Source organism: Candidatus Symbiobacter mobilis CR (genome assembly GCF_000477435.1).
Classification (GTDB): domain Bacteria; phylum Pseudomonadota; class Gammaproteobacteria; order Burkholderiales; family Burkholderiaceae_C; genus Rhodoferax; species Rhodoferax mobilis.
Genome location: NC_022576.1, coordinates 648910 through 667939, shown reverse-complemented (window position 1 = coordinate 667939; position 19030 = coordinate 648910). Strand labels below are relative to the sequence as shown.

Annotated in this window: 19 protein-coding genes; 7 read left to right on the top strand and 12 right to left on the bottom strand. The window is 58.9% G+C overall.

Going from position 1 to position 19030, the window contains the following annotated elements; all coding sequences use genetic code 11:
• Positions 1–84: 84 nt before the first annotated feature.
• The 6 genes from CENROD_RS02730 (at position 85) to greA (ending at position 6020) form a co-directional block, all read left to right on the top strand.
• A complete protein-coding gene (locus CENROD_RS02730; protein WP_081699911.1) occupies positions 85–1413 on the top strand; it encodes a L,D-transpeptidase family protein in 1329 nt (442 codons plus the stop codon).
• 72 nt (positions 1414–1485) lie between these two features.
• Positions 1486–2001 (top strand): peptidylprolyl isomerase, encoded by a 516-nt coding sequence (locus CENROD_RS02725; RefSeq protein WP_022771553.1) that lies wholly within the window; start codon positions 1486–1488, stop codon positions 1999–2001.
• A gap of 33 nt (positions 2002–2034) precedes the next feature.
• Positions 2035–2805 (top strand): UDP-2,3-diacylglucosamine diphosphatase, encoded by a 771-nt coding sequence (locus CENROD_RS02720; protein ID WP_022771552.1) that lies wholly within the window; start codon positions 2035–2037, stop codon positions 2803–2805.
• Positions 2806–2942: 137 nt separating this feature from the next.
• Positions 2943–3815 carry an HlyC/CorC family transporter gene (locus tag CENROD_RS02715; protein ID WP_022771551.1) on the top strand — a complete coding sequence of 291 codons (873 nt, stop codon included), beginning with the start codon at positions 2943–2945 and terminating at the stop codon, positions 3813–3815.
• On the top strand, positions 3802–5421 hold the full coding sequence (gene lnt / locus CENROD_RS02710) for an apolipoprotein N-acyltransferase (RefSeq protein ID WP_238551811.1): 1620 nt from the start codon (positions 3802–3804) through the stop codon (positions 5419–5421). The genes CENROD_RS02715 and lnt overlap by 14 nt, the downstream gene beginning before the upstream one ends.
• Before the next feature lie 122 nt (positions 5422–5543).
• On the top strand, positions 5544–6020 hold the full coding sequence (greA, locus tag CENROD_RS02705) for a transcription elongation factor GreA (protein WP_041193885.1): 477 nt from the start codon (positions 5544–5546) through the stop codon (positions 6018–6020).
• Between the two features lie 105 nt (positions 6021–6125).
• Here the strand turns inward: greA and CENROD_RS02700 are convergent, their stop codons facing one another.
• A complete protein-coding gene (locus CENROD_RS02700; RefSeq protein WP_022771548.1) occupies positions 6126–6608 on the bottom strand; it encodes a YhbY family RNA-binding protein in 483 nt (160 codons plus the stop codon).
• Positions 6609–6631: 23 nt separating this feature from the next.
• Here CENROD_RS02700 and CENROD_RS02695 point away from each other — a divergent pair, with 23 nt between their 5' ends.
• Positions 6632–7273 carry an RlmE family RNA methyltransferase gene (locus CENROD_RS02695; protein ID WP_022771547.1) on the top strand — a complete coding sequence of 214 codons (642 nt, stop codon included), beginning with the start codon at positions 6632–6634 and terminating at the stop codon, positions 7271–7273.
• Here the strand turns inward: CENROD_RS02695 and ccmE are convergent.
• The 11 genes from ccmE to CENROD_RS02640 form a co-directional block, all read right to left on the bottom strand.
• Positions 7247–7669, bottom strand: a complete 423-nt coding sequence (gene ccmE / locus CENROD_RS02690; RefSeq protein WP_022771546.1) for a cytochrome c maturation protein CcmE — start codon at positions 7667–7669, stop codon at positions 7247–7249. The two genes, CENROD_RS02695 and ccmE, sit on opposite strands and share 27 nt — an antisense overlap.
• Before the next feature lie 35 nt (positions 7670–7704).
• A complete protein-coding gene (locus CENROD_RS02685; protein ID WP_022771545.1) occupies positions 7705–8631 on the bottom strand; it encodes a PhoH family protein in 927 nt (308 codons plus the stop codon).
• Between the two features lie 66 nt (positions 8632–8697).
• Positions 8698–8871 carry a hypothetical protein gene (locus CENROD_RS13830; RefSeq protein ID WP_187292325.1) on the bottom strand — a complete coding sequence of 58 codons (174 nt, stop codon included), beginning with the start codon at positions 8869–8871 and terminating at the stop codon, positions 8698–8700.
• Positions 8872–8943: 72 nt separating this feature from the next.
• Entirely contained in the window at positions 8944–9303 is a 360-nt protein-coding gene (locus tag CENROD_RS02675) for a DUF1801 domain-containing protein (protein ID WP_022771543.1), read from the bottom strand.
• 4 nt (positions 9304–9307) lie between these two features.
• On the bottom strand, positions 9308–9700 hold the full coding sequence (locus CENROD_RS02670; protein WP_022771542.1) for a VOC family protein: 393 nt from the start codon (positions 9698–9700) through the stop codon (positions 9308–9310).
• A 255-nt stretch (positions 9701–9955) separates the two neighbouring features.
• The gene (locus CENROD_RS02665) at positions 9956–10372 is read right to left on the bottom strand and encodes a type II toxin-antitoxin system VapC family toxin (protein WP_022771541.1); all 417 of its coding nucleotides are present in this window, start codon (positions 10370–10372) and stop codon (positions 9956–9958) included.
• On the bottom strand, positions 10372–10620 hold the full coding sequence (locus CENROD_RS02660) for a hypothetical protein (protein ID WP_022771540.1): 249 nt from the start codon (positions 10618–10620) through the stop codon (positions 10372–10374). Before CENROD_RS02660 ends, CENROD_RS02665 begins: the two co-directional genes overlap by 1 nt.
• Before the next feature lie 75 nt (positions 10621–10695).
• Positions 10696–11280: a mobile mystery protein B gene (locus CENROD_RS02655; RefSeq protein ID WP_022771539.1), complete on the bottom strand. Its 585-nt coding sequence runs from the start codon at positions 11278–11280 to the stop codon at positions 10696–10698.
• Between the two features lie 2 nt (positions 11281–11282).
• On the bottom strand, positions 11283–11765 hold the full coding sequence (locus CENROD_RS02650; protein WP_022771538.1) for a mobile mystery protein A: 483 nt from the start codon (positions 11763–11765) through the stop codon (positions 11283–11285).
• A gap of 171 nt (positions 11766–11936) precedes the next feature.
• Positions 11937–13490: an ATP-binding protein gene (locus CENROD_RS02645; protein WP_022771537.1), complete on the bottom strand. Its 1554-nt coding sequence runs from the start codon at positions 13488–13490 to the stop codon at positions 11937–11939.
• Positions 13491–14116: 626 nt separating this feature from the next.
• Positions 14117–18937, bottom strand: coding sequence for an Lcl domain-containing protein (locus CENROD_RS02640; RefSeq protein WP_022771536.1), 4821 nt, complete (start codon positions 18935–18937; stop codon positions 14117–14119).
• Positions 18938–19030: the final 93 nt, after the last annotated feature.

Below are 19030 nucleotides of genomic sequence, written 5' to 3'. Positions count from 1 at the left end.
AAGCAGCGGAAACTGTGCTGTGCCTGGCCAATGGCTAGAGGTGTGCATACCGTAGCCCTGCGGGAAAAGAGTGAGGGCGACACCATGCAACCGCCGAATTGGGCTTATGGGTGGTTCAGCCAAGCTTTGTTGGGCAGTCCGGGCTTCTGGGGCGTAGTGCGCCGCAGTGCGTACCGGGTAGGTTTCTGCCTGTTCCTCGCTGCCTTGATCTTGGCGATGGGAGCAGCAGACGCCCAAAGCAAGCAACGAGCGCCCAAGCCCAAGCCCTCGTCCGTGCAGCCTGCTGCGGCCGTGTCGTCCTCTCCGATGGGAGCGGAGTCCCGGTTACTCGACATCTATAGGCTGATTCTGCTGGGGGATACCCGCACTGCCCTGCTGTACGCGACTGCGCTGGTGCGTGACTATCCCCATTTCGCCTTGGCGCAGTTGGTGTACGGCGACCTTCTGCAAGCCCGCTCGCGCCCCATGCAGCAATTTGGCGATGCACTCCCACCACAACGCAAGGCAGGGCAAGATGCCTTGGCAGATTTGCGCGAGGAAGCGCGGTTGCGCAGTAAGGCGGCCAACGAGCGCCCACGGCTGATGCGCGTTCCCTCGCAATTTGTCCATCTGGCCCCGGAGATTCGCCATGCGATTGCGATCGATGCCTCCCGCGCACGGCTGTATGTCCTGGAAAACCGTGCGTCAGGAATGGTCGTCGTCGCCAACTACTACGTCACCATTGGAAAAATGGGGCTGGGCAAGACGAGCGAAGGCGACCAACGCACCCCCACCGGGGTGTACTTCATCACGGGGCGTATTCCTTCCCAAGCGCTGCGTGAAGAATACGGGGCCGGGGCGCTGCCGCTCAACTACCCCAACCCCATCGACCAACGCCGGGGCAAGACGGGTAGCGGCATCTGGCTCCATGGCCCCTCGCCCAAACAATTTGCCCGTGCGCCAGAGGCCAGCGACGGCTGCATCGTCCTCTCGAACCCAGATTTGGAGCAACTGATGCGAACGGTCGAGCCACGGCTCACCCCGGTGGTTATCGCTCCCCGGCTGCACTGGGTGCATCCCCGTTCTCTGCAGTCGAACCGTCAAGATTTCGAAGCCAGACTGCGGGCGTGGTCTCAGGCGCGTAGCCATTCTGACCCGGAAGCACTGCGGGCGTTCTACGAAGCGGTGTCCATCGGCCCCAAGATTGCCCCTGCGGTAGATGCTGACGGAATTGCGCCAGCGACAACCCGACAAACTGACAAACTCCTACCCCGTGCGCCACGCGCCCTGTCGTTGCTGCGCTGGGTTGATCCAGAAGAAACCATGATCGTCACCCTCGAAGAACCGTCTGCCAAAGACAGCATCTTCCGTCGCCAGTACTGGGCACGCCAAGGCCGACAGTGGTTCATCATTCACGAAAGCATCGTGGATTAATCTTCCTCCCTCCCCCTGTGGGCGTTGCCTGCGGGGCCTTTTCCCCACCATCCTTTCTACAAAAAAAGCACCATGCCAGAAAACACCACGCCTACTGTCGCTCTCCACATCCGCAACCACGGCGTCATCACCCTCACGCTGGATGCAGAAAAAGCCCCGCTGTCGGTCGCCAATTTTTTGCGCTATGTCGAAAAGGGACACTACGACGACACCCTGTTCCACCGGGTCATTCCCGGGTTCATGGTGCAGGGCGGAGGCTTTGATCCTGGTATGCGGCAGAAACCCTGCGACGCCCCCATTGCCAACGAAGCCAGCAATGGCTTGAAAAACCAGTCGTACAGCGTGGCCATGGCGCGTACCAACGATCCCCACTCGGCCACGGCGCAGTTTTTCATCAACGTGGCGAACAATGGCTTTCTCGACCACAAGGCGCCCGATGCCTCGTCGTGGGGCTACGCCGTGTTCGGCAAGGTAACGGAAGGCAGCGAGGTCGTGGATCGCATCGCAGCCGTGCGCACAGGCCGCCGTGGGTTCCACGAAGACGTGCCGGTGGAGGATGTCGTCATCGAAAAAGCCGTCGTCGTTTGACGATTGCATTGCGCGCCCTTCGCCTACGCTCCCATGCACGCCACCCCGCCCTGGCCGACCGTCGACGCCCCCCCAGGCTGGCAAACGGTCGATTGCATTGCCGACGTGCATTTGTCGGAATCCGATCCACAAACGTTTGCGCAGTGGGAGCACTATCTGCAAACCACCACTGCCGACGCCCTATTCCTGCTGGGCGATGTGTTCGAGGTCTGGGTTGGCGATGATGTGCTTGATGCGCCGCACGCCCAGGCAGTGTGGGAGCGTCGCTGCCAAGCCGTGCTCCAGGCAGCATCCTGCAAGGCCGCGTTGTTTTTCTTGCCAGGCAATCGGGACTTCTTGCTAGGCACCCGCTTTGCCCAGGCATGTGGGTTCCAGTGGCTCGCGGATCCAACAATCCTGGTTTTCGGTGGACAACGCTGGCTGCTTTCGCACGGGGACGCCTTGTGCCAAGGCGATGTCGAATACCAGCGTTTCCGCAATGAGGTTCGTTCCCCCGCATGGATGGAGCAATTTCTGTCGTTGTCCTTGCAGGAGCGTCGCACTACGGCGCGCACCCTGCGCGCAGCCAGCAGCGCCCAACGGAAACCCGATGCAGACGTGGACGATGCGCTGGTGCTGGAATGGCTGCAGGCGGCGGGAGCACACACGCTGATTCACGGCCACACGCACCGGCCCAGGGAACATCGCTTGGGTGATGGATATGCGCGGTTCGTGCTGGGGGATTGGAACGCTAGTTCCACGCCCGTTCGGGGCGATGTGCTGCGGTTGTCTCTGCATAGCCCGCCGCAACGATTGGCGTTATAGGCCCAGGCTCTTCTCGAATCCGCTATCCTTCACGCAAACGGACGTATCCCGCCATTCCCGTGCAGCCGGTGCCTGAGTGCTTACTTGAGCACTAGGCGCGCCGGGTGTGTTCCCTGTGGGGTCCAGCTTTTTCCACCGTGAACGATCATTCCGCCCCCCCACTCGATGGGGAAGACAAGCGCACGCTGCTCCAAAAAATCGCCGAGTTCATCCACCCTGGGCCGGATTCGACGAGCGAGCTGCTCGATACCTTGCTCCGGGCCGAGCGGCAAGAGCTAATCCCCACCGACTCGCGGCACATGCTCGAAGGGGTAATCCGCATGGCCGAGATGAGCGCGGGCGACGTGATGGTTCCTTCTGCGCGCATGGACATGATCGACCTCGGTGCCATGCCAGAGGTGATGCTTGACGGGGTGATCTGCTCCGGCCATTCGCGCTACCCCGTCTTCGAAGGACGGCGGGAAAACATCGTTGGCGTGTTGCTGGCCAAGGACTTGCTCAAATGGCACCGCAACCCGGGCATTGAGGTACGTAGTCTGCTGCGGCCCGCCGTGTTCGTTCCAGAAAGCAAGCGACTCAACGACTTGCTGCGGGACTTCCAAAGCAACCACAACCACCTGGCCATCGTGATCGACGAGTACGGCGAGGTGGCAGGGCTGATCACCATTGAGGATGTGCTCGAAGTCATCGTCGGCGACATCGAAGACGAGTTCGACTCCGGCAAAAGCGAAGGCAGCATCTATGACGTGCCCGATCACAGCTACACCGTCAGCGGCGATTCCCCCATCGAACGGGTCGAGTACGTGCTGGGCATCCACATCGACCGCAGCAATTCCGCCGAGGAGCAGGAACTCGACACCATCGGCGGGTTGATTGCGCACCGAATGGGCCACGTTCCCCAGCGTGGGGAGCACTACGAGCTGTGTGGGTTGCGTTTTTCGGTGGTCTATGCCAAGGGCGGCTACGTCCAGTGGTTCAACGTGCGCCATCCCGACGATGCCCCGCAGTAAGCTGCGCTGGGCACAACAGGGGCAGCCCCTGATGCGGGGTGGAACAGGATCGTCGGCGTTGGCCGTGCTGGCCGGAGCCATGCAGGCAGCCAGCCTGGCATGGCCTATTTCACTGTCCCCTGGCTGGAGCGCGATAGGGCTGGAACGTGGGCAGACTGCGTGGTGGGTGTCCTGGTTGGCGCTGGCGATGTTTGCCGCATTGATCGATGCCTGTGCCACCCCCCGCGCAGCGGTACGGGTTGCTGCGGGCTTTGCTCTGGCACAGTTTGGGTGCGCCTTGGCCTGGGTTTTCGTATCGCTGCACACCTACGGAGGGATGCCCCCGGCCATGGCAGTGGCTTCGGTGCTGGCGCTGGCCGCAGGGCTGGCTGTATACCAGGTGCTGGTTTGTGCGTGGTATGTCCGGGCTGCTCCACCCTCCCCTTTGCTGCGTGCCCTACTTCTTTCCGCACTGTGGATGCTGGCCGAGCTATGCCGTGGCACGCTGTGGAGCGGATTTGGATGGGGAGCAGTCGGGTATGCACAAATCGACGGACCCTTGGCCCCTTGGATTCCCTGGGTCGGCGTCTACGGCACCGGCGCCTTGGCGGTCGCTATCGCTGCGCTATCTGCCCGTTTGCTTGCAGCGCGCACCTGGCAAACCGTAGGCGCAAGCCCGATGTCGATGCTGACGCTCCTCCTTGCGCTGTGTATCGCCCCCTATCTTGCGGACATGCCATCCACGCAGTCTGCCGGGGAACTATCGGTGCGCCTGCTGCAAGGCAACATCCCACAGGATGAGAAATTCGACGCCCGGCGCGGCATCCCGCAATCGTTGCAGTGGTACGCCGCAGCGCTGTTCCGCAGCCCGGCGGCCCTCACACTCACGCCGGAAACGGCGATTCCCGTTCTGCCGCGCAGGCTCCCCCCCGGCTATTGGCGCGAGCTGGCAGACCACTACGCGCAGACCCAGCGCGTAGCCCTCGTCGGCATCACGCTGGGGGATATGGAGGCCGGATACACCAATTCCGTCGTCGCGCTGGGTATGCCGTGGCAGTACGACAAGCATCACCTCGTCCCTTTTGGCGAATTCACCCCCGTGCCATTTGCGTGGTTCCGCGAGATGCTGCACATCCCTTACGGAGATTTTGAACGGGGGCCTCTGCCCCAACCCCCTCTCACCTACCAAGGGCAACGCATCGCGGCATCGATTTGCTACGAGACCCTGTTCCCTGAGGAAATGGCTGCGTCGTTCTCCCATGCGGCCCGTGCGCCGACGATCCTCGCCAACCTCAGCAACCTGGGGTGGTTCGGCGAGCATCTGGCGATGGACCAACATCTGCACATCGCCCGCGTGCGTGCCCGGGAATTTGCCCGCCCCTTGCTGCTGGTGACCAACACCGGCCGCACTGTGGTGATCGACCACACCGGGCACGTGCGCCACGCCGCCGCGCCCCACACCGCCACCGTGCTCGATGCCACCGTGCAAGGCCGCACCGGGCTTACTCCCTATGCATGGTGGATGGGCCAGTGGGGGCTGCTTCCGCTATGGGTGCTGGGGCTGCTTGGGATGCTGGCGCCGGGGCTTCGTGCCCTTCCCATGCACCAAAAACGGGATTCGGCATAATCTGCCAGCCGCCGAACGGCCTGTGCCAGCGATGGAGGCTCTACGCCCTGTTGGGCTTCGATATCGCTGAGCACAAAGCGTCCGGCGTTTTTTTTTCCTTTTTTTTCTATCTGGAGCATTCGGTGGCCACTTATCCCATGACCCGACGCGGCGCAGAGCAACTGCATGCCGAATTGCATCGTCTCAAAACGGTTGATCGTCCGGCAGTCATCGAAGCCATTGCCGAAGCACGCTCGCAGGGCGACCTCAGCGAAAACGCCGAATACGACGCAGCCAAAAACCGCCAAGGGTTCATCGAAGGCCGCATCCAGGAACTGGAGGCCAAGCTGGCCAGCGCGCAGGTCATCGACCCGGCGCAATTGCAGGCCAATGGCTTGGTGGTGTTCGGCGCGACCGTCACGCTCGAAGACGAAGACAGTGGGCAGCGATCAACCTACCAAATCGTGGGCGAGGACGAAGCCGACCTCAAACAGGGGCGGATCAACATCAACAGCCCCATTGCCCGAGCGCTCATCGGCAAGCGCGAAGGTGATGTCGCCGAAGTGCAAGCCCCCGGCGGGCTGCGTTGCTACGACATCGTCACGGTGGAATACAAGTAAGCAGGCGGGGCTGTAGACATCGTCAGTGCCCACAGCAGGCCAAGGGAGGATGCGCGAACCTTGGCGTTGTACTGGGGCAAGGCCGCATCGCGACTTTTGTCGCTCCTACACCCCCCCAGGCGGCCTTTTCTTCGCGCTGACGGTATGGGCGCGTTTGATCTTCTTGACCTTGCCCCCCGGCGTCAGCCGCTGGTTGCCCAGCACCCGCACGATCTTGACTTCCGGACGTTGCCCGCCTCGCTTGCTGTATTTCAGCACCTTGACTTTTTTGGGGCCGGGTTTGCGGTCGGGATCGATGGGTTTGCTGCGTTCGGGAATGGCCCGCCACAGCATCAACAGCTTGCCCAGATGCCCGATGGGCGCTGCATTGAGTTCATCGGCCAGCGTTGCCAACATCGCTTCCCGCTCGCTGCGGTCGTCGCTGAACACCCGCACCTTGATCAGGCCATGCGCACGCAAGGCGGCGTCGACCTCTTTCTTGACGGCATCGGACAAACCCGAAGACCCCACCATCACGACGGGGTCGAGATGATGGGCTTCGGCACGGTACAGCTTGCGCTGCGCGGGGGGCAAGGTCAGGGCGGGCATGGCAGGATTATCGGGGGCACACCATGAGCACCAAAAAAGGGCAACGGGCCTGGTTCCAATCGCATGTTCACGACCCCTACGTCCGTCGCGCCCAGGAACAGGACTACCGCGCCCGCTCTGCGTTCAAGCTCCAGGAAATCGATGAGAAGCTGCACCTGTTTCGCCCAGGGCAGTGCGTCGTCGATCTCGGCGCCGCCCCCGGCGCGTGGAGCCAGTACGTGCGCAGGCGCTGGGCAGCGATGCCTGGCGCGGGTCGCAACAGCCTGCTGATTGCGCTTGATCTACTCCCGATGGAGCAAATCGACGGGGTGCATATCCTGCGCGGGGACATTCGCGACGACGCCATTCGCACGGAATTCGACGCATTGCTGTCCGGGCGGCAGGTTGACGTGGTGTTGTCGGACATGGCGCCCAACCTCAGCGGCATCGATTCCGTCGATTCCGCACGGGTCGAAGAGCTGGTCGAGACGGTCGTGGACGTTGCCAGCGCTTGGCTGCATCCTGCGGGCAGCGTGGTGGCCAAAACCTTTCACGCTGGCAGCTATGCCGCCTTGGATCAACTGTTTCGGCAGACGTTCCGCACTGTGCGCCGCTTCAAGCCCCAGGCTTCCCGCACGCAGTCTTCCGAGACGTATTTGCTAGGCGCCGGGTTGCGCGGGGGCTGAAGTTCGTGCCCCCGGGGGGCGGTAGTTTTCGTCGTGCTTGGCCAGTACTTCCCTGGCGACGAACTGCCCTTGCGCGCCAAAGCTCCCCTGCACCACCACGCCCTTCCCTTCCCGGAACAAGTCGGGCAAAGCACCGGTGTACATCACGTCCACATCATGCACCAGGTCGGTGACGCGAAAGGCAATCGTCAACCCCGTCCGCACTACCGACCCTTCCCGCACCACCCCGCCAATTCGGAACACCCCCTGCTGCGGCGCTTTGTGGGCCAAGACTTCGGAAGGCGTGAAATAGAAAACAAGGTTGCTTTGCAGTGCGTCGAGCACGAAGAACGCCGTCAACGCTACGCTGGCAACTGCGCCGACGAGGAGTAGCAAGCGATGGGGAGCGGGTCGCATAGGCGCGGGATTGTCCAGATAGCGGGTGCTGGGTGCTATCGGCTACTCGCATCGTAGGCGTTGACGATCTTCGCCACCAGCGGGTGCCGCACCACGTCGGCGCTGGTGAGACGGCATACGGCAAGGCCTTCCACGTCGCGCAGCACGTGCAACGCATCGACGAGGCCACTGGGTTGGGAAGGGGGCAAGTCGATCTGGCTCGTATCCCCCGTGACGACGACTTTCGACCCCTGCCCCATGCGGGTTAGAAACATCTTCATCTGCGCCGCCGTGGTGTTTTGCGCTTCGTCGAGGATCACGAACGCTGCGTTGAGCGTACGCCCGCGCATGAATGCGAGCGGGGCGACCTCAATCGTTCGCCGGTCGATGGCGCCTTGCACGGCTTCCAGCCCCAGCAGGTCGTACAGGGCATCGTAGAGCGGGCGCAGATAGGGGTCGATTTTTTGCGTCAGGTCTCCAGGCAAAAAGCCCAGCCTTTCCCCGGCTTCCACCGCAGGGCGGGTCAGCACGATGCGTTGCACGGCGCTGCGCTGCAAGGCATCGACAGCCATGGCCACGGCCAGGTAAGTCTTGCCGGTTCCCGCAGGCCCCAGCCCGAAAGTGAGGTCGTGCGTGGCGATAGCCTCCAGATAGCGTGCCTGATTGGCAGAACGCGGCTGCACTTGTCGCCTGCCTGCGGCGATGGCAAAGGCTGCTTCGTCCAGCTCGGGAACAGGGTCGCCGAGCATCGTGCGCAATACCCCGTCCTCAATCGGGCGGTCGGCCATTTCGTACAGGGCTTGCAGCAACTCGATGCACTGGTTCGTCGGGCCTTTGGCTCCGTCTACGCGAAAGTGCCCATGCCGGTGCTCGATGCGCACCGCCAAATGCGCTTCGATGGTCCGCAAATGGGAATCCATCGGCCCGCACAGGTGCTGTAGCCGTGTGTTGTTGGCAGGGGTGAATTGGTGTTTGCGAATCATGAATGTCGTATGGGGTATGTCGTTGCGCTGCCGCCGGGCTACTGGCTTGCCCGTGCGATGCCAGACTTACCGTCTGCGCATGGATAGACCGATCTTGATCAAAGCAAAGCCAACGCCAAAGCACCCCAGCGTTGCCGGCAAGAACATCAGCAATTCCTTGCCTGCCTCTCTGCCGCCAGTGCCGATGAATCCCAGCAGATAAACACCGGTGAATGGCATACCGATAGTCACAGCAGCCATGGTGACCACGACTCCGACAATCAGAAAAAATAGTCCGAACAAACGCATGATGGAATAGTGGTTGAGCAGTCCTCACGGTTCCGAGGACAGCTTGAGCGCCAAGGAGAGATATTCGCGGACATGTTTCCCCAAGATATCCTGCGCCGAGTCGAGCTTGATGTGCCTACGAAATTTGCCTGCCCCCTCCAGTACGCCAAACTTGTCTGGAAGCGACGCGCCCGCACCGAATTCCACGGAAACGTGCTTTGCGTAGGAAAAGACGCCACAAAACGGTTTGGGAGCGGAAAACAAGAACCCGCCGTACTTCACTTCCTCAGAGATGGAGGAATCCAAACCCAGAATGATTTCTCTCAACGCCTGCACAAGCGCAAAGCGAGTTGGATCGAGAAGACGTATGTCTTCGAGCAAGGTGGAGATGCTTCTGGCGGACATGGCATCAGCACTTGTAGTATTGCTGGAACTCCGGGCTGGGTTCCCGCTCGGAATAGATGTACAGCACGATGCCGTTGGGATCCAGAATGGCAAAGCCACGATCTCCCCAGGGATGGTCTTCGAGCGGCATGACTACAACCAACCCGGAAGCTGTGAGCGACTGGAACTCGGCATCGACATCGGAAACGCTGAAGTTGTACGTCAAACCGACGGGATGGCAAACAGGCTGATCGAGCTGAGGCGCCATGAATTGCAGGGAGGCGCCGCTCCCGAATTCGAGGTTGACGTACCAGCCGCAGTCGAAAGTGACTTTTGCACCCAAGTGCCTGATATAGAAATCGCGGGATTCATCGATCTTGTTCGTTGTGATGCAGGGGGATAGCGAATGGGCAAGCATGGAAGTTCCTTGTGGTGAAAAGTAACGATGGGTCTTATATTTCCCTCTTGTTGATCGTCGCACAGTAGCGTATAGGAATCCAACGAAAACAGTTCCGGCGGCGGCACCTTGATCTTGGGCAGCATGCCCTCCCATTCGCGCTTCTCGTCCGTCCAGAGAATGGCGACGAGCGCAGCTTCCAACATCGGATTGAAACGCCTAGGCTGTTCCTTCAGGCGCGCAGTCAGCGCATCGGGTACGGTTGGGCTGGAGCCTTCATGGACTGGATGGGTCTGTCGTTGCCAAGACATGTACCGCCATGGCTCCTGCCGCCACCTTCAACCGGTTGTCGTTGGTCCAGATTTCATTGCAACCATGATGCTGCGCGGTGGCCAAATGCAATGCATCCGGCGTTTTCAGGCCAAACTGGCTGCGCAGGTCCAGTGCATGGGCAAATATCGCATCGTTGATGGAAAGCCAGGTCTGGCGTGACAGCAGCAATTCATAGGCATCAATGAGCGCGATTTGGTGGAGGCGCATCGGCTTGACCATGACTTCCAGTCGCACCAGCGGCGACACATGGAGCACAGCATCGGCGTTGTCCGCCAACCAGCGCAAAGCCGCTTCGGATTGCGGCGCTTCCTGCTCCACCCAATAGATGCACACACAGCTATCAACATAGGCGCGACGCATCAGTCGTCCTTCCAGTCGTTGCGCAATTCGGCGATGCGCTGTTCCATTTCCTCCGCATTGCTCTTGGGCAAATTGCGAAACGCTGGCGATTGCAGCAGTGCCAGCGTGGCGGCGGCGCTGCCTTGTGTTTGCGGCGCGGGCATCTCGTCAAGAAAAGTGACCAATACCGACATCTGGCGTTCGTGCAGCAGGCTCGGCGGCAAGGTGAGATGGCCATCGGGTTCCAGGGTGGCACGCAGGGTCAACATGATTTCTCTCCTTGGAGGTTCGTCCGCGCCACTTTCTTTTTAGCCAGCGTGGTGTGGTGGCGGTTGCAGTTGGGTTCAACTTCTGGCGAACGCGAGCAAGGGCCTGATGTCATGCTTGTTGGCCGCTTGCAGGGCTGCGATGTATTGCTGACGTGTTTCGCCGACATGGACCAAACTACGGCTGCCCCAAGTGAAACGGGGCTGGCCCAGACGCTTGACGAGCAGATCGGCCATCAGACGGGCATGGCGGCCATTGCCGTTGGGGAAGAGATGAATGGCGACTAGGCGATGATGGAAGCGCACCGCGATTTCGTCGGGCGGATAGCTGGCGTGTTCGATCTGGTAGCGGGCATCGTCGAGCAGATTTTTGACTTCGACACCGATCTTGAACCAATCAACGCCGATGTTCGTGTCGGTCTTGCGAAACTGGCCTGCCCATTTCCAGGTTTCGCCGAACATTTGCTTGTGCAACTGGCACAAAAAGTCTTCGGTGAGGATTTCCGTGCGTTGTTGGTATGCCCAATACTCACCCTGGAAGATGTTGAGTTGCTCCCATTCGTTCAGTTCGCCCTGCGTGGTGATGTGGCCGGGAATCAGGCTGGCGATCTCGTCAGCATCAAGCGGTGTGGCACCGTGGGGATCGTCGAGTTTGATAGTCATCGCTATTTGGCTTCCCGCTTCGGTTGTTTCCAAAGGACGTGCCATGGACCCTTGAGCAGGTCCTCAGCCAGGGTGCGGGTTTGCCATTCGAGAGCCTCGTGTGAAGTCGCTTGTGCTTCTAGCGCCATGGTGTGACTGATGGATGCCATTTGCTGGCGTGCCAACGCCATGGCGCGGTTTTCCAGAGTGTCGGCCAAGGACTGCTTGGGCACCAGGGCGTATTGCAACTCGCAACCCATGGCTTCGGCGGCACGGCGCAAGGTGGCCAGGCTGATGGTGTCATCGGCCTCGGAGGTCTCCAGCCGGGTGACGGTAGACGTGGTGACACCCAGCCGATCGGCGAGGTCCGTTTTGGCCATGCCCAGGCCCTCGCGGATGGCCTTGAGCCAGCCTATGGGCGGGCGCGCTGGCAAGTCGGCACTGCGCCAACGGTTGAGGTTGGCATCGATTTGGCGGAGCTTGAGTTCAGAGAAGTTGCATTTCACTTTTTACTCCATAACGCAAAGTACATGGTATCGGTACCCTAACGGCTGCGCTACTCCATGCAGCGTGATGGGGCAGTACGCACAGTTTTCTCCATGGATGACGTGCTGGTCGATGTTACTGTGGACCAAGGGCACGGCCAAAGCCAGCCATAAAAAAACACGTTGTACAAACTACAAAACCTGCATCGTTTCAACCTCAAACCTCACAATGTTTCTGGTGGTTTTGCTGAACTCCACACCGATCAGATGAATTGGCTCACCCCGATGCTGGTACTTTTGCGCATAGTTTCGTTCCTTGATTTGCTTCAGTGCGCCCCCGCGTGATCTGCCCTTGACCACCTTGAACTCAAACAAAAACACCTGGCCATGAAACAGAACGGTCATGTCAATGCAGCCAAAGTTGGTGGGGTCTTCGAGTTGAATGTGCAAGCCAAGCGCAGCAAAGTAGCTGTAGAAAATGCTGACGTAATAGCCTTCGTAGCCACTGAGTTCGTTTTTGCGATACCAGTCGTTGGCAATGCTGGCATAGAAAGCGTGAAACAGGTTTTTGAGGCCGGCAAAGTCTTGGTTTTTCAGCAGGTCGTACAGGCGATCCTGATGGGACTCCGGCACGCTCAAGCTGCCCGTCAGGCTGTGCAAAAGGCAGTTGTTCAGACTGGCCTGAACTTCCAGGTTGGGGTATTTCAGCGTTAATGTCAGCCGCCCAGGCATTTGACCAACGCTGTCAATGGTCAAATAGCCTGCCTGAAACATCAGGGCTTCTACGGGAATGGTGTTTACATCAAAGGTGGATAACAGGGTCTCGGAAGCCACCATGCGCGACAAGTCGGGGGTGAATTGCTGGCGCTTTTGCAACAGTTGAATTAAAAAATCAGGCGTACCGGTTTCAAACCAATGGGGCTTAAACTTGCGGGTGTCAAACAACTGCAATAAACCAAAAGGGTTATAGACCGAAGTGCCCAGCCAGTTGTAACCGTTGTACCACTCGCGAATCAGTTCACGGTCCAAACCCGGCAATTCTGGTGCAAACACCGTATCGACATCGGCATCGGTATAGCCACAAATATCACTGTAGCGTTCATCCAAAGTGATGTCAGTCAAGTTATTCAAACCAGAAAACAGGTTCACTTTGCTGAATTTGGAAACGCCCGTGAGCATGGCAAATTGAACATTGGCATCTTGCCCTTTGATGACCGAATACAGATCACGCAGACCATCACGCATCTCGCTGGCAATGTCGGGGTTGGTGATGTTGTCCAGCATGGGTTTGTCGTATTCATCCACCAACACCACCACGCGCAAGCCGTACTTGGCTCGGGTCAAACGAATCAGTTCACTAAAGCGGGCAGAGAGCAGGGGCTGGGTAGTATGCAAGCCCAAGACCTCTTGATTGACATCCAATTGCTCAGTGATTTTGGCATTCAGCGCTTCACGGCTATGCACCACCCCTTCGGCAAAACTAATAAAAATCACCGGCGACTTGCGACTCCAGTCCCAGCAGGTCTCGGCGGCCAGACCTTTGAACAATTCCTGCTGTCCTTCAAACAGGTTTTTCAGCGTATCCAAAAACAAACTCTTGCCAAACCGCCGTGGCCGCGACAAAAAATAATATTTGCCCTCGTTGGCCAAACGCACGGCATGGCCGCTTTTGTCAACGTAGTAATACCCTTCTTCCCGAATTTCTCGAAAGGTCTGAATGCCAATGGGGAGCTTTTTGCGAATCATGGGGTCATTTGAGGTAGGGATTTATTTCATTTTAGGCACGGCAAACGTCAGATTTCCCGATGATCCGTGTGGAATGCCAAATGGCACTTTGTAGAAGCGCCATCTTGGCGCTTGACAAGTTGAAAGCGGCAGGATGCCGCTTCCACAAAGCACCATGCCCGCCCCAAGCTCACAAACTCACGGATTGCGCAACGCTTCATCCGTGCCATGAACTATGAATTTGATAGCTACCAATGCAAGCCAGACGGGCGTTAGAGGCAAAAATGACACTTATATTTTGCGTGGGTCAGGCAGCAACGTAGCCCGTATGAAGCGAAGCGCAATACGGGAGTTAAAGCGCAGGGACGCAGCCGCAGCGTGGCGGTCAAGTTGATGCAACGATTGGGAACGGTCTCCCACGGCTGAGTCAGTCGTGCAGGTAGATGGATGACCGCTATCCCGCCTGGATCCGACGCTCAGAGGTGGGGATATTCAGTGGCGTCAGTGTCGGCTGATGGCCGGGAGCGGTCTGTCACCTGAGTTATCTGAGCGGCCGCTCTCCCTGCACAGCCGCCGTCGGCAAAACGTGGTTCAACCTCGTGAACTTTTTCATGGCCAAATTATGCGCCGTCCCGCCGGTGCCTACTTCACGGCATATTCACCCAGAACCCTGTCGTTGGTGAAAGTGTGCCTGTTGGCGTGGACGGCAGCGTAGTGAAATCCAGGTAGCCTTTGCTGCTCAGGTAGTTCGCCAAACCACTGCTATTCACCAGACTCGGCGCCCAGAAATACCAGCCGCCTCGATCCGCATCCCATGCCCACAAGGTCTTGATATTCTCGGCGATCACTCCGGGAGCAGGCGGCGAGAGAGAAAGGTTATCGTTGAAGCGGGTCGGCGTCGGGTTATCGCCGGTGGCCATCAAGCGCCAACCCGCGCCCAAGGCGCGAAAACCGCCTTCCGGCTGGAAGCTCGACGAGGCAATCGGGGTGCCCGCCGGCAAGGCGTAGGTGAAGCCTGTCTTGGCATTCACCCAGAAGCCATCACCGCCCTTGATGACGGCGAGCAACTCGTAGCCCTTGCTGGCAGCGTAGGCTTGGCCACCATCGGCCAGGCTTGGGGTGTAGAAGGCCCAGGCCGGGTAGCTTATCCCCGCTGCGCTCCCGCTGGTCACCCATTTCCAGATCGTGAAGAACTTGCTGCCGTCGCCAAAAGTCTGCGTCACATCGATATCCGCCTCGACGCCGTTGCCCAGCAGGTTCCATCCTGGCGTCAACGTTACTGGTGGCTTCGCCGATGTGGTCGTGCATTGCGCCGTGCCGCCGCCACTGCTACCCGCGCAACTCCACGCCCACGGGCCGCTGCCGCTTACCACGCCGGCCGTGCCGGTGGCGCACAGGCCGCTGCTGGTCGGCGCGCTGGACGATGCCGTGTTGTGGGCGCTGCCGCAGGTGCCGCTGACCGCCGCGGATGTCGTGTTGCATTGCGCCGTGCTGCCGCCACCGCTACCGCTACCGGCGCAACTCCACGCCCACGGGCCGCTGCCGCTCACTGCGCCGGCCGTGCCGTTAGTGCACAGGCCGCTGGCCGGCGCGCTCGTCAATGCCGTGTTATGGGCGCTGCCGCACGCACCGTTCGTTACCGGAGCGGTCGGCGTAACGCTGTTGGAGGCCGCCGAAGCCGCGCTGGCACCGGCGCTATTGGTCGCCTTTACCGTGAAGGTATAGGCAGTGCCGTTGCTGAGACCGGTGACAGTCAACGGACTGGCCGTGCCGCTGGCGGTGAGTCCGCCGGGGCTGGCGGTCACCGTGTAGCCAGTGATCGCCGCGCCGCCGTTGTCCGTTGGGGCGGTGAAACTGATCGTCGCCTGGCCTTGACCGGCGATCACTGTGACAATAGTCGGCGCTTGCGCCACAGTCGCGGCCTTGATGGTTAGCGTCTTGCTGGCGGTGACTGTTTTACCGTTCTCGGTATAGCTGGCGGTCAGCGTGACCTGGGTATCGGCCGCAACGCTGCCGGCGGTGAGCACGCCCGTGGCGGACACCGCAGCCACGTCCGGGTTGGAACTAGTCCAGGTGGGGGTGACGGTCTTGGTTGTGCTGTCGGAGTAGGCGGCGCTGGCGCTGAGCGTCGTCTTGCCCGAGGATTGCAGGGTGGCGGGGGCGGTTAGGGATAGCGAGGCTAGGGTGGCTACTGCACCGTAGAGCTGCTGGACTTCGGCGGCGGAGAGGGCGCGGTTGTAGATGCGGACTTCGTCGACTTGTCCGTTGAGAGGTTGAAAGTAGTCCACGCCGGCTCCGATATACACCGGGTAGTCGAAGTTTTGTAGCACCTTTGAAGTTGCGAACTGTGAATCAAGCTGGCCGTCAAAGTAATAGACCCACTTTGATCCATCCCAAGTAAATACCAGAAAATACCACTGCCCAGTTGTCGCTTTTGTCTTGGCACGCCGGGACCAATCTATTCCCGGGTCTGAAGTCGATGACGATCCATAATCCAGTCCAACCCGAGTCTCGCCATTTGGTTCGACAAGTAACTGGAAGTAGTTCGCTACATATGTATGAGTCTTATCAAGCAACACACTGTATGTCGATGACTTATTTAGCTTGAACCACATTGCAACGGTACCACTTGGCAGGCTATTCAGTGCCTTGTTCGGAATCTGAATCTTTGTTCCACTTGTGCCATCGAATGATGCGGCACTGCCAACGGGGCTAGTGACAAAGCTGACCCCGCCCGATGTGGTCCCATGATGTCCATTTCCGCTCGCATCATTAGCATTCCCATCGAAGGGATAATAGGCAACGAGGCCCGAGGCCAGATCAACACTGGGAGAGGTTTGTGTACCACGCACGAGGCGAACGGGAAGGATGCTGCTCGGGCCACCGGCTCCGGCGTTGCCATAGCGGAAATCCACGACCAACCCTACGCCAGAATTGCCGGCGTAGGGCGAACCTGACCAGAAATGCGAACTCGGTGTATTCGGGAAGATCGTCGTGTTGATGGGTGGGTAGTTGGCGTACTCGAGTATGGATTGCAGTTCCTGGATGTTCGGGGTGCGCCAATCGCTCTGACCCGCAAAACTGCCGGACAGTGCGACGGCCTGATCGTAGGTATAGCTGCTAGCCGTGCCGCTACAGGTGGAACCGATCCAGGTTTGCCCTTCGGCACAACGTTTCCACGTCAGGTGGGTCTTCTTGTGGGTGACGGTGCCATCCCCGTTATCCGTAAAGTCTGAATCCGGGGTGGTGGAGGTTCCCAAAGACTGCCCGCCTCGTACTAGACGAACGCGGTTGCTGCCGCTGCGGCCGTTTCCAAAGGCGTTGCCATCACTGAAATCCACGTCCCACGCGCCGGTATGGTAGGCGCTGGACGAACCTGACCAGAATAGTGAACTCGGATACGAACTCGATGTATTCGGGAAGATCGTGCCATTGATAGCTGGATTGTAGTTGTCGTAGTCAACAATGCTGATCAGTTCCCAAGGACTCGGCAACCGCCAATCGGTCTTGCCAGCAAAGCCGGAAGTCAGCGCTTTGGCCTGATCAAATGTGTAGGTGCTGGCTGTGCCGGAACAGGTCGCCCCCGTCCACGTCTGCCCCATCGCGCAGCGCATCCACGTCAGCCCGGTGAGCTTATGCGTTACCGTGCCGTCGCTGTTGTCGGTGAAGTCGCTGGTCGGCGTGAAGCTGTCGGCAGCTTGAACCGGTGCGAAACTCGCCGTTACCGTCTTCGCTGCGTCCATGGTCAGGGTGCAGGTGGTGGACGTTCCGCTGCAACTGCCACCGGACCAGCCGGTGAATGTGCCGCCAGCGGTCGGCGTGGCGGTTAGCGTTACGCTGGCGTTCGCCGTGTAGTTTTCCGAACAATCGTTACCGCAATTGATGCCGGCAGTCGTGCTGACGATGCTACCGGAACCTGTACCGGAACTGGTGACAGTGAGTGTGTAGGTGGTTGGTGCTGGTATTGACGGGTCATTCGGCGCCGAATCTTGCGTGTTGGCTACGCCGTCAAAGTCTGCGTCATTGAACGGGTTTGCCATCGTGCGGCGAGTGGATACCCAGTCACCCAATTCCGTGGCGCCTTTTTGGAATATTGCATTTACGCGGGCGCGCTCGTACTTGTTTTCTAGCAAAGGTAGATTCTCATAGCCAAGCTTAGCCGCGAATCCGTCAATAATCTGGTTCATGGTCGGGTTGCTTCCGGATGTCAATCCGGCGGAGACAACCATGCCGTCCCATTTGCCGTAGTTGTCTTGAATCAACGATTGGAGCATGGCCCAGGCGATCTTGGTTTCATTGAAGCGCTCTTCGAGTTCGGCAAGCGAGATTATTCCGACGCTGTTGCCCATGATCGACACGATGTCTAAACCCAATTTTTCACCTACATCGAGGACATCCAGCATCACTGTCACAACATTGGGAGGCTCCCCAGTTTTTGGATCAATGCCAGTGAGTAACCTTAAGAGTGGGGCAGCAATAGACAAATGGTTGTTGAGTGACTCTAACGCTACGCCAATAGTTTGAATGCCGTTAGCATCTAACACCATTGCAGTAACGCTTCCGAGTCTACTATCCAGGAATTCTTTCGCCGCCGCAGTCGCGTCAACTTTCGCACCTGGAGAACTTTGCGAGGACGATGCATATGCACGGGCTGCAGCCATACCCGCATCAAAAGCAAGATCGAACATTTCCACTTTTTTATCGGCGAGTTCCTTGGCATAGCCCACCGCCCCAATGCGATACGCGATCTGACCAATCTGAGAGCGTATCCACGGCTCAACATCTTTCCGGTAGTGGGCGGGCAACCAGGATTGCTCGCAGGTCCAGTTGGTTGTCGGTAGGAGATGATTACAGGACTTCCCGTCACCATCCGGAAAAAAATCGAAGCTGACATGGGGGTAATCCTCGCCAGCAAAACGCATTTCGACCAAATATTCTCCAGGCTGCGCCACATAGTTAACCAGCAGGAAGTTGGGCCCATCGATCGTCTTCACTAGTTGAGTTGTGTAATTGTTTGAGGTTCCAACCAGACGGTAAAGCGACAGTTTCTGCCCTGCCTTCAACGGACTTGTGATCACAAGTGATCCTGTACGATAGACATCATCGATCAGAAGATAATTGACAGCGTTGTTTGAATTGAAGGTGGAATCGTGCGCCTCGGTGCTCTTCCAGATTGCCTTGGCGTAAGTAAGGTTTGTACTCGTTCCGGAAATTACTCCCCCGTTATGAGTAATCGTCAGGGCGGATGCACTCAAGGAAAACAGGGCTATCCAGACTGACAAAATAAAGCGGCCGGATTCGAAAAATCCACTGACTCCCCGTCTCGCCAGCGCCGACTTCCTGACCATTACGCGGCTTTGAGCAGAGCCGCGATCAGTAGAAGCAGACCGCATGCCGGAATGTGTACCATTTCCCGACTCCAGCCATTCCGCCAGCGCCCGAATCCCGTTCATCAGTACCTGAAACATTTTCGTTCCCCTTATCAACCGATCATCACCAACCCGTCACCCTAACGCGCCGACTTTTCCGTTGCTACGCCTGCCAAACCAAAATTGAAAGAA

Excerpts from the sequence above, each read along its gene's own strand:
- CENROD_RS02665 (WP_022771541.1), bottom strand. The coding sequence starts at position 10,372 with ATGCGTCGCGCCTATGTTGATAGCTGTGTGTGCATCTATTGGGTGGAG.
- ccmE (WP_022771546.1), bottom strand. The coding sequence starts at position 7,669 with ATGCGACCCGCTCCCCATCGCTTGCTACTCCTCGTCGGCGCAGTTGCC.
- CENROD_RS02700 (WP_022771548.1), bottom strand. The coding sequence starts at position 6,608 with ATGCCCGCCCTGACCTTGCCCCCCGCGCAGCGCAAGCTGTACCGTGCC.
- CENROD_RS02685 (WP_022771545.1), bottom strand. The coding sequence starts at position 8,631 with ATGATTCGCAAACACCAATTCACCCCTGCCAACAACACACGGCTACAG.
- CENROD_RS02670 (WP_022771542.1), bottom strand. The coding sequence starts at position 9,700 with ATGCTTGCCCATTCGCTATCCCCCTGCATCACAACGAACAAGATCGAT.
- CENROD_RS02675 (WP_022771543.1), bottom strand. The coding sequence starts at position 9,303 with ATGTCCGCCAGAAGCATCTCCACCTTGCTCGAAGACATACGTCTTCTC.
- lnt (WP_238551811.1), top strand. The coding sequence starts at position 3,802 with ATGCCCCGCAGTAAGCTGCGCTGGGCACAACAGGGGCAGCCCCTGATG.
- CENROD_RS02645 (WP_022771537.1), bottom strand. The coding sequence starts at position 13,490 with ATGATTCGCAAAAAGCTCCCCATTGGCATTCAGACCTTTCGAGAAATT.
- CENROD_RS02695 (WP_022771547.1), top strand. The coding sequence starts at position 6,632 with ATGAGCACCAAAAAAGGGCAACGGGCCTGGTTCCAATCGCATGTTCAC.
- CENROD_RS02730 (WP_081699911.1), top strand. The coding sequence starts at position 85 with ATGCAACCGCCGAATTGGGCTTATGGGTGGTTCAGCCAAGCTTTGTTG.
- CENROD_RS02640 (WP_022771536.1), bottom strand. The coding sequence starts at position 18,937 with ATGTTTCAGGTACTGATGAACGGGATTCGGGCGCTGGCGGAATGGCTG.
- CENROD_RS02725 (WP_022771553.1), top strand. The coding sequence starts at position 1,486 with ATGCCAGAAAACACCACGCCTACTGTCGCTCTCCACATCCGCAACCAC.
- CENROD_RS02720 (WP_022771552.1), top strand. The coding sequence starts at position 2,035 with ATGCACGCCACCCCGCCCTGGCCGACCGTCGACGCCCCCCCAGGCTGG.
- CENROD_RS02660 (WP_022771540.1), bottom strand. The coding sequence starts at position 10,620 with ATGTTGACCCTGCGTGCCACCCTGGAACCCGATGGCCATCTCACCTTG.
- CENROD_RS02655 (WP_022771539.1), bottom strand. The coding sequence starts at position 11,280 with ATGACTATCAAACTCGACGATCCCCACGGTGCCACACCGCTTGATGCT.
- CENROD_RS13830 (WP_187292325.1), bottom strand. The coding sequence starts at position 8,871 with ATGGCTGCTGTGACTATCGGTATGCCATTCACCGGTGTTTATCTGCTG.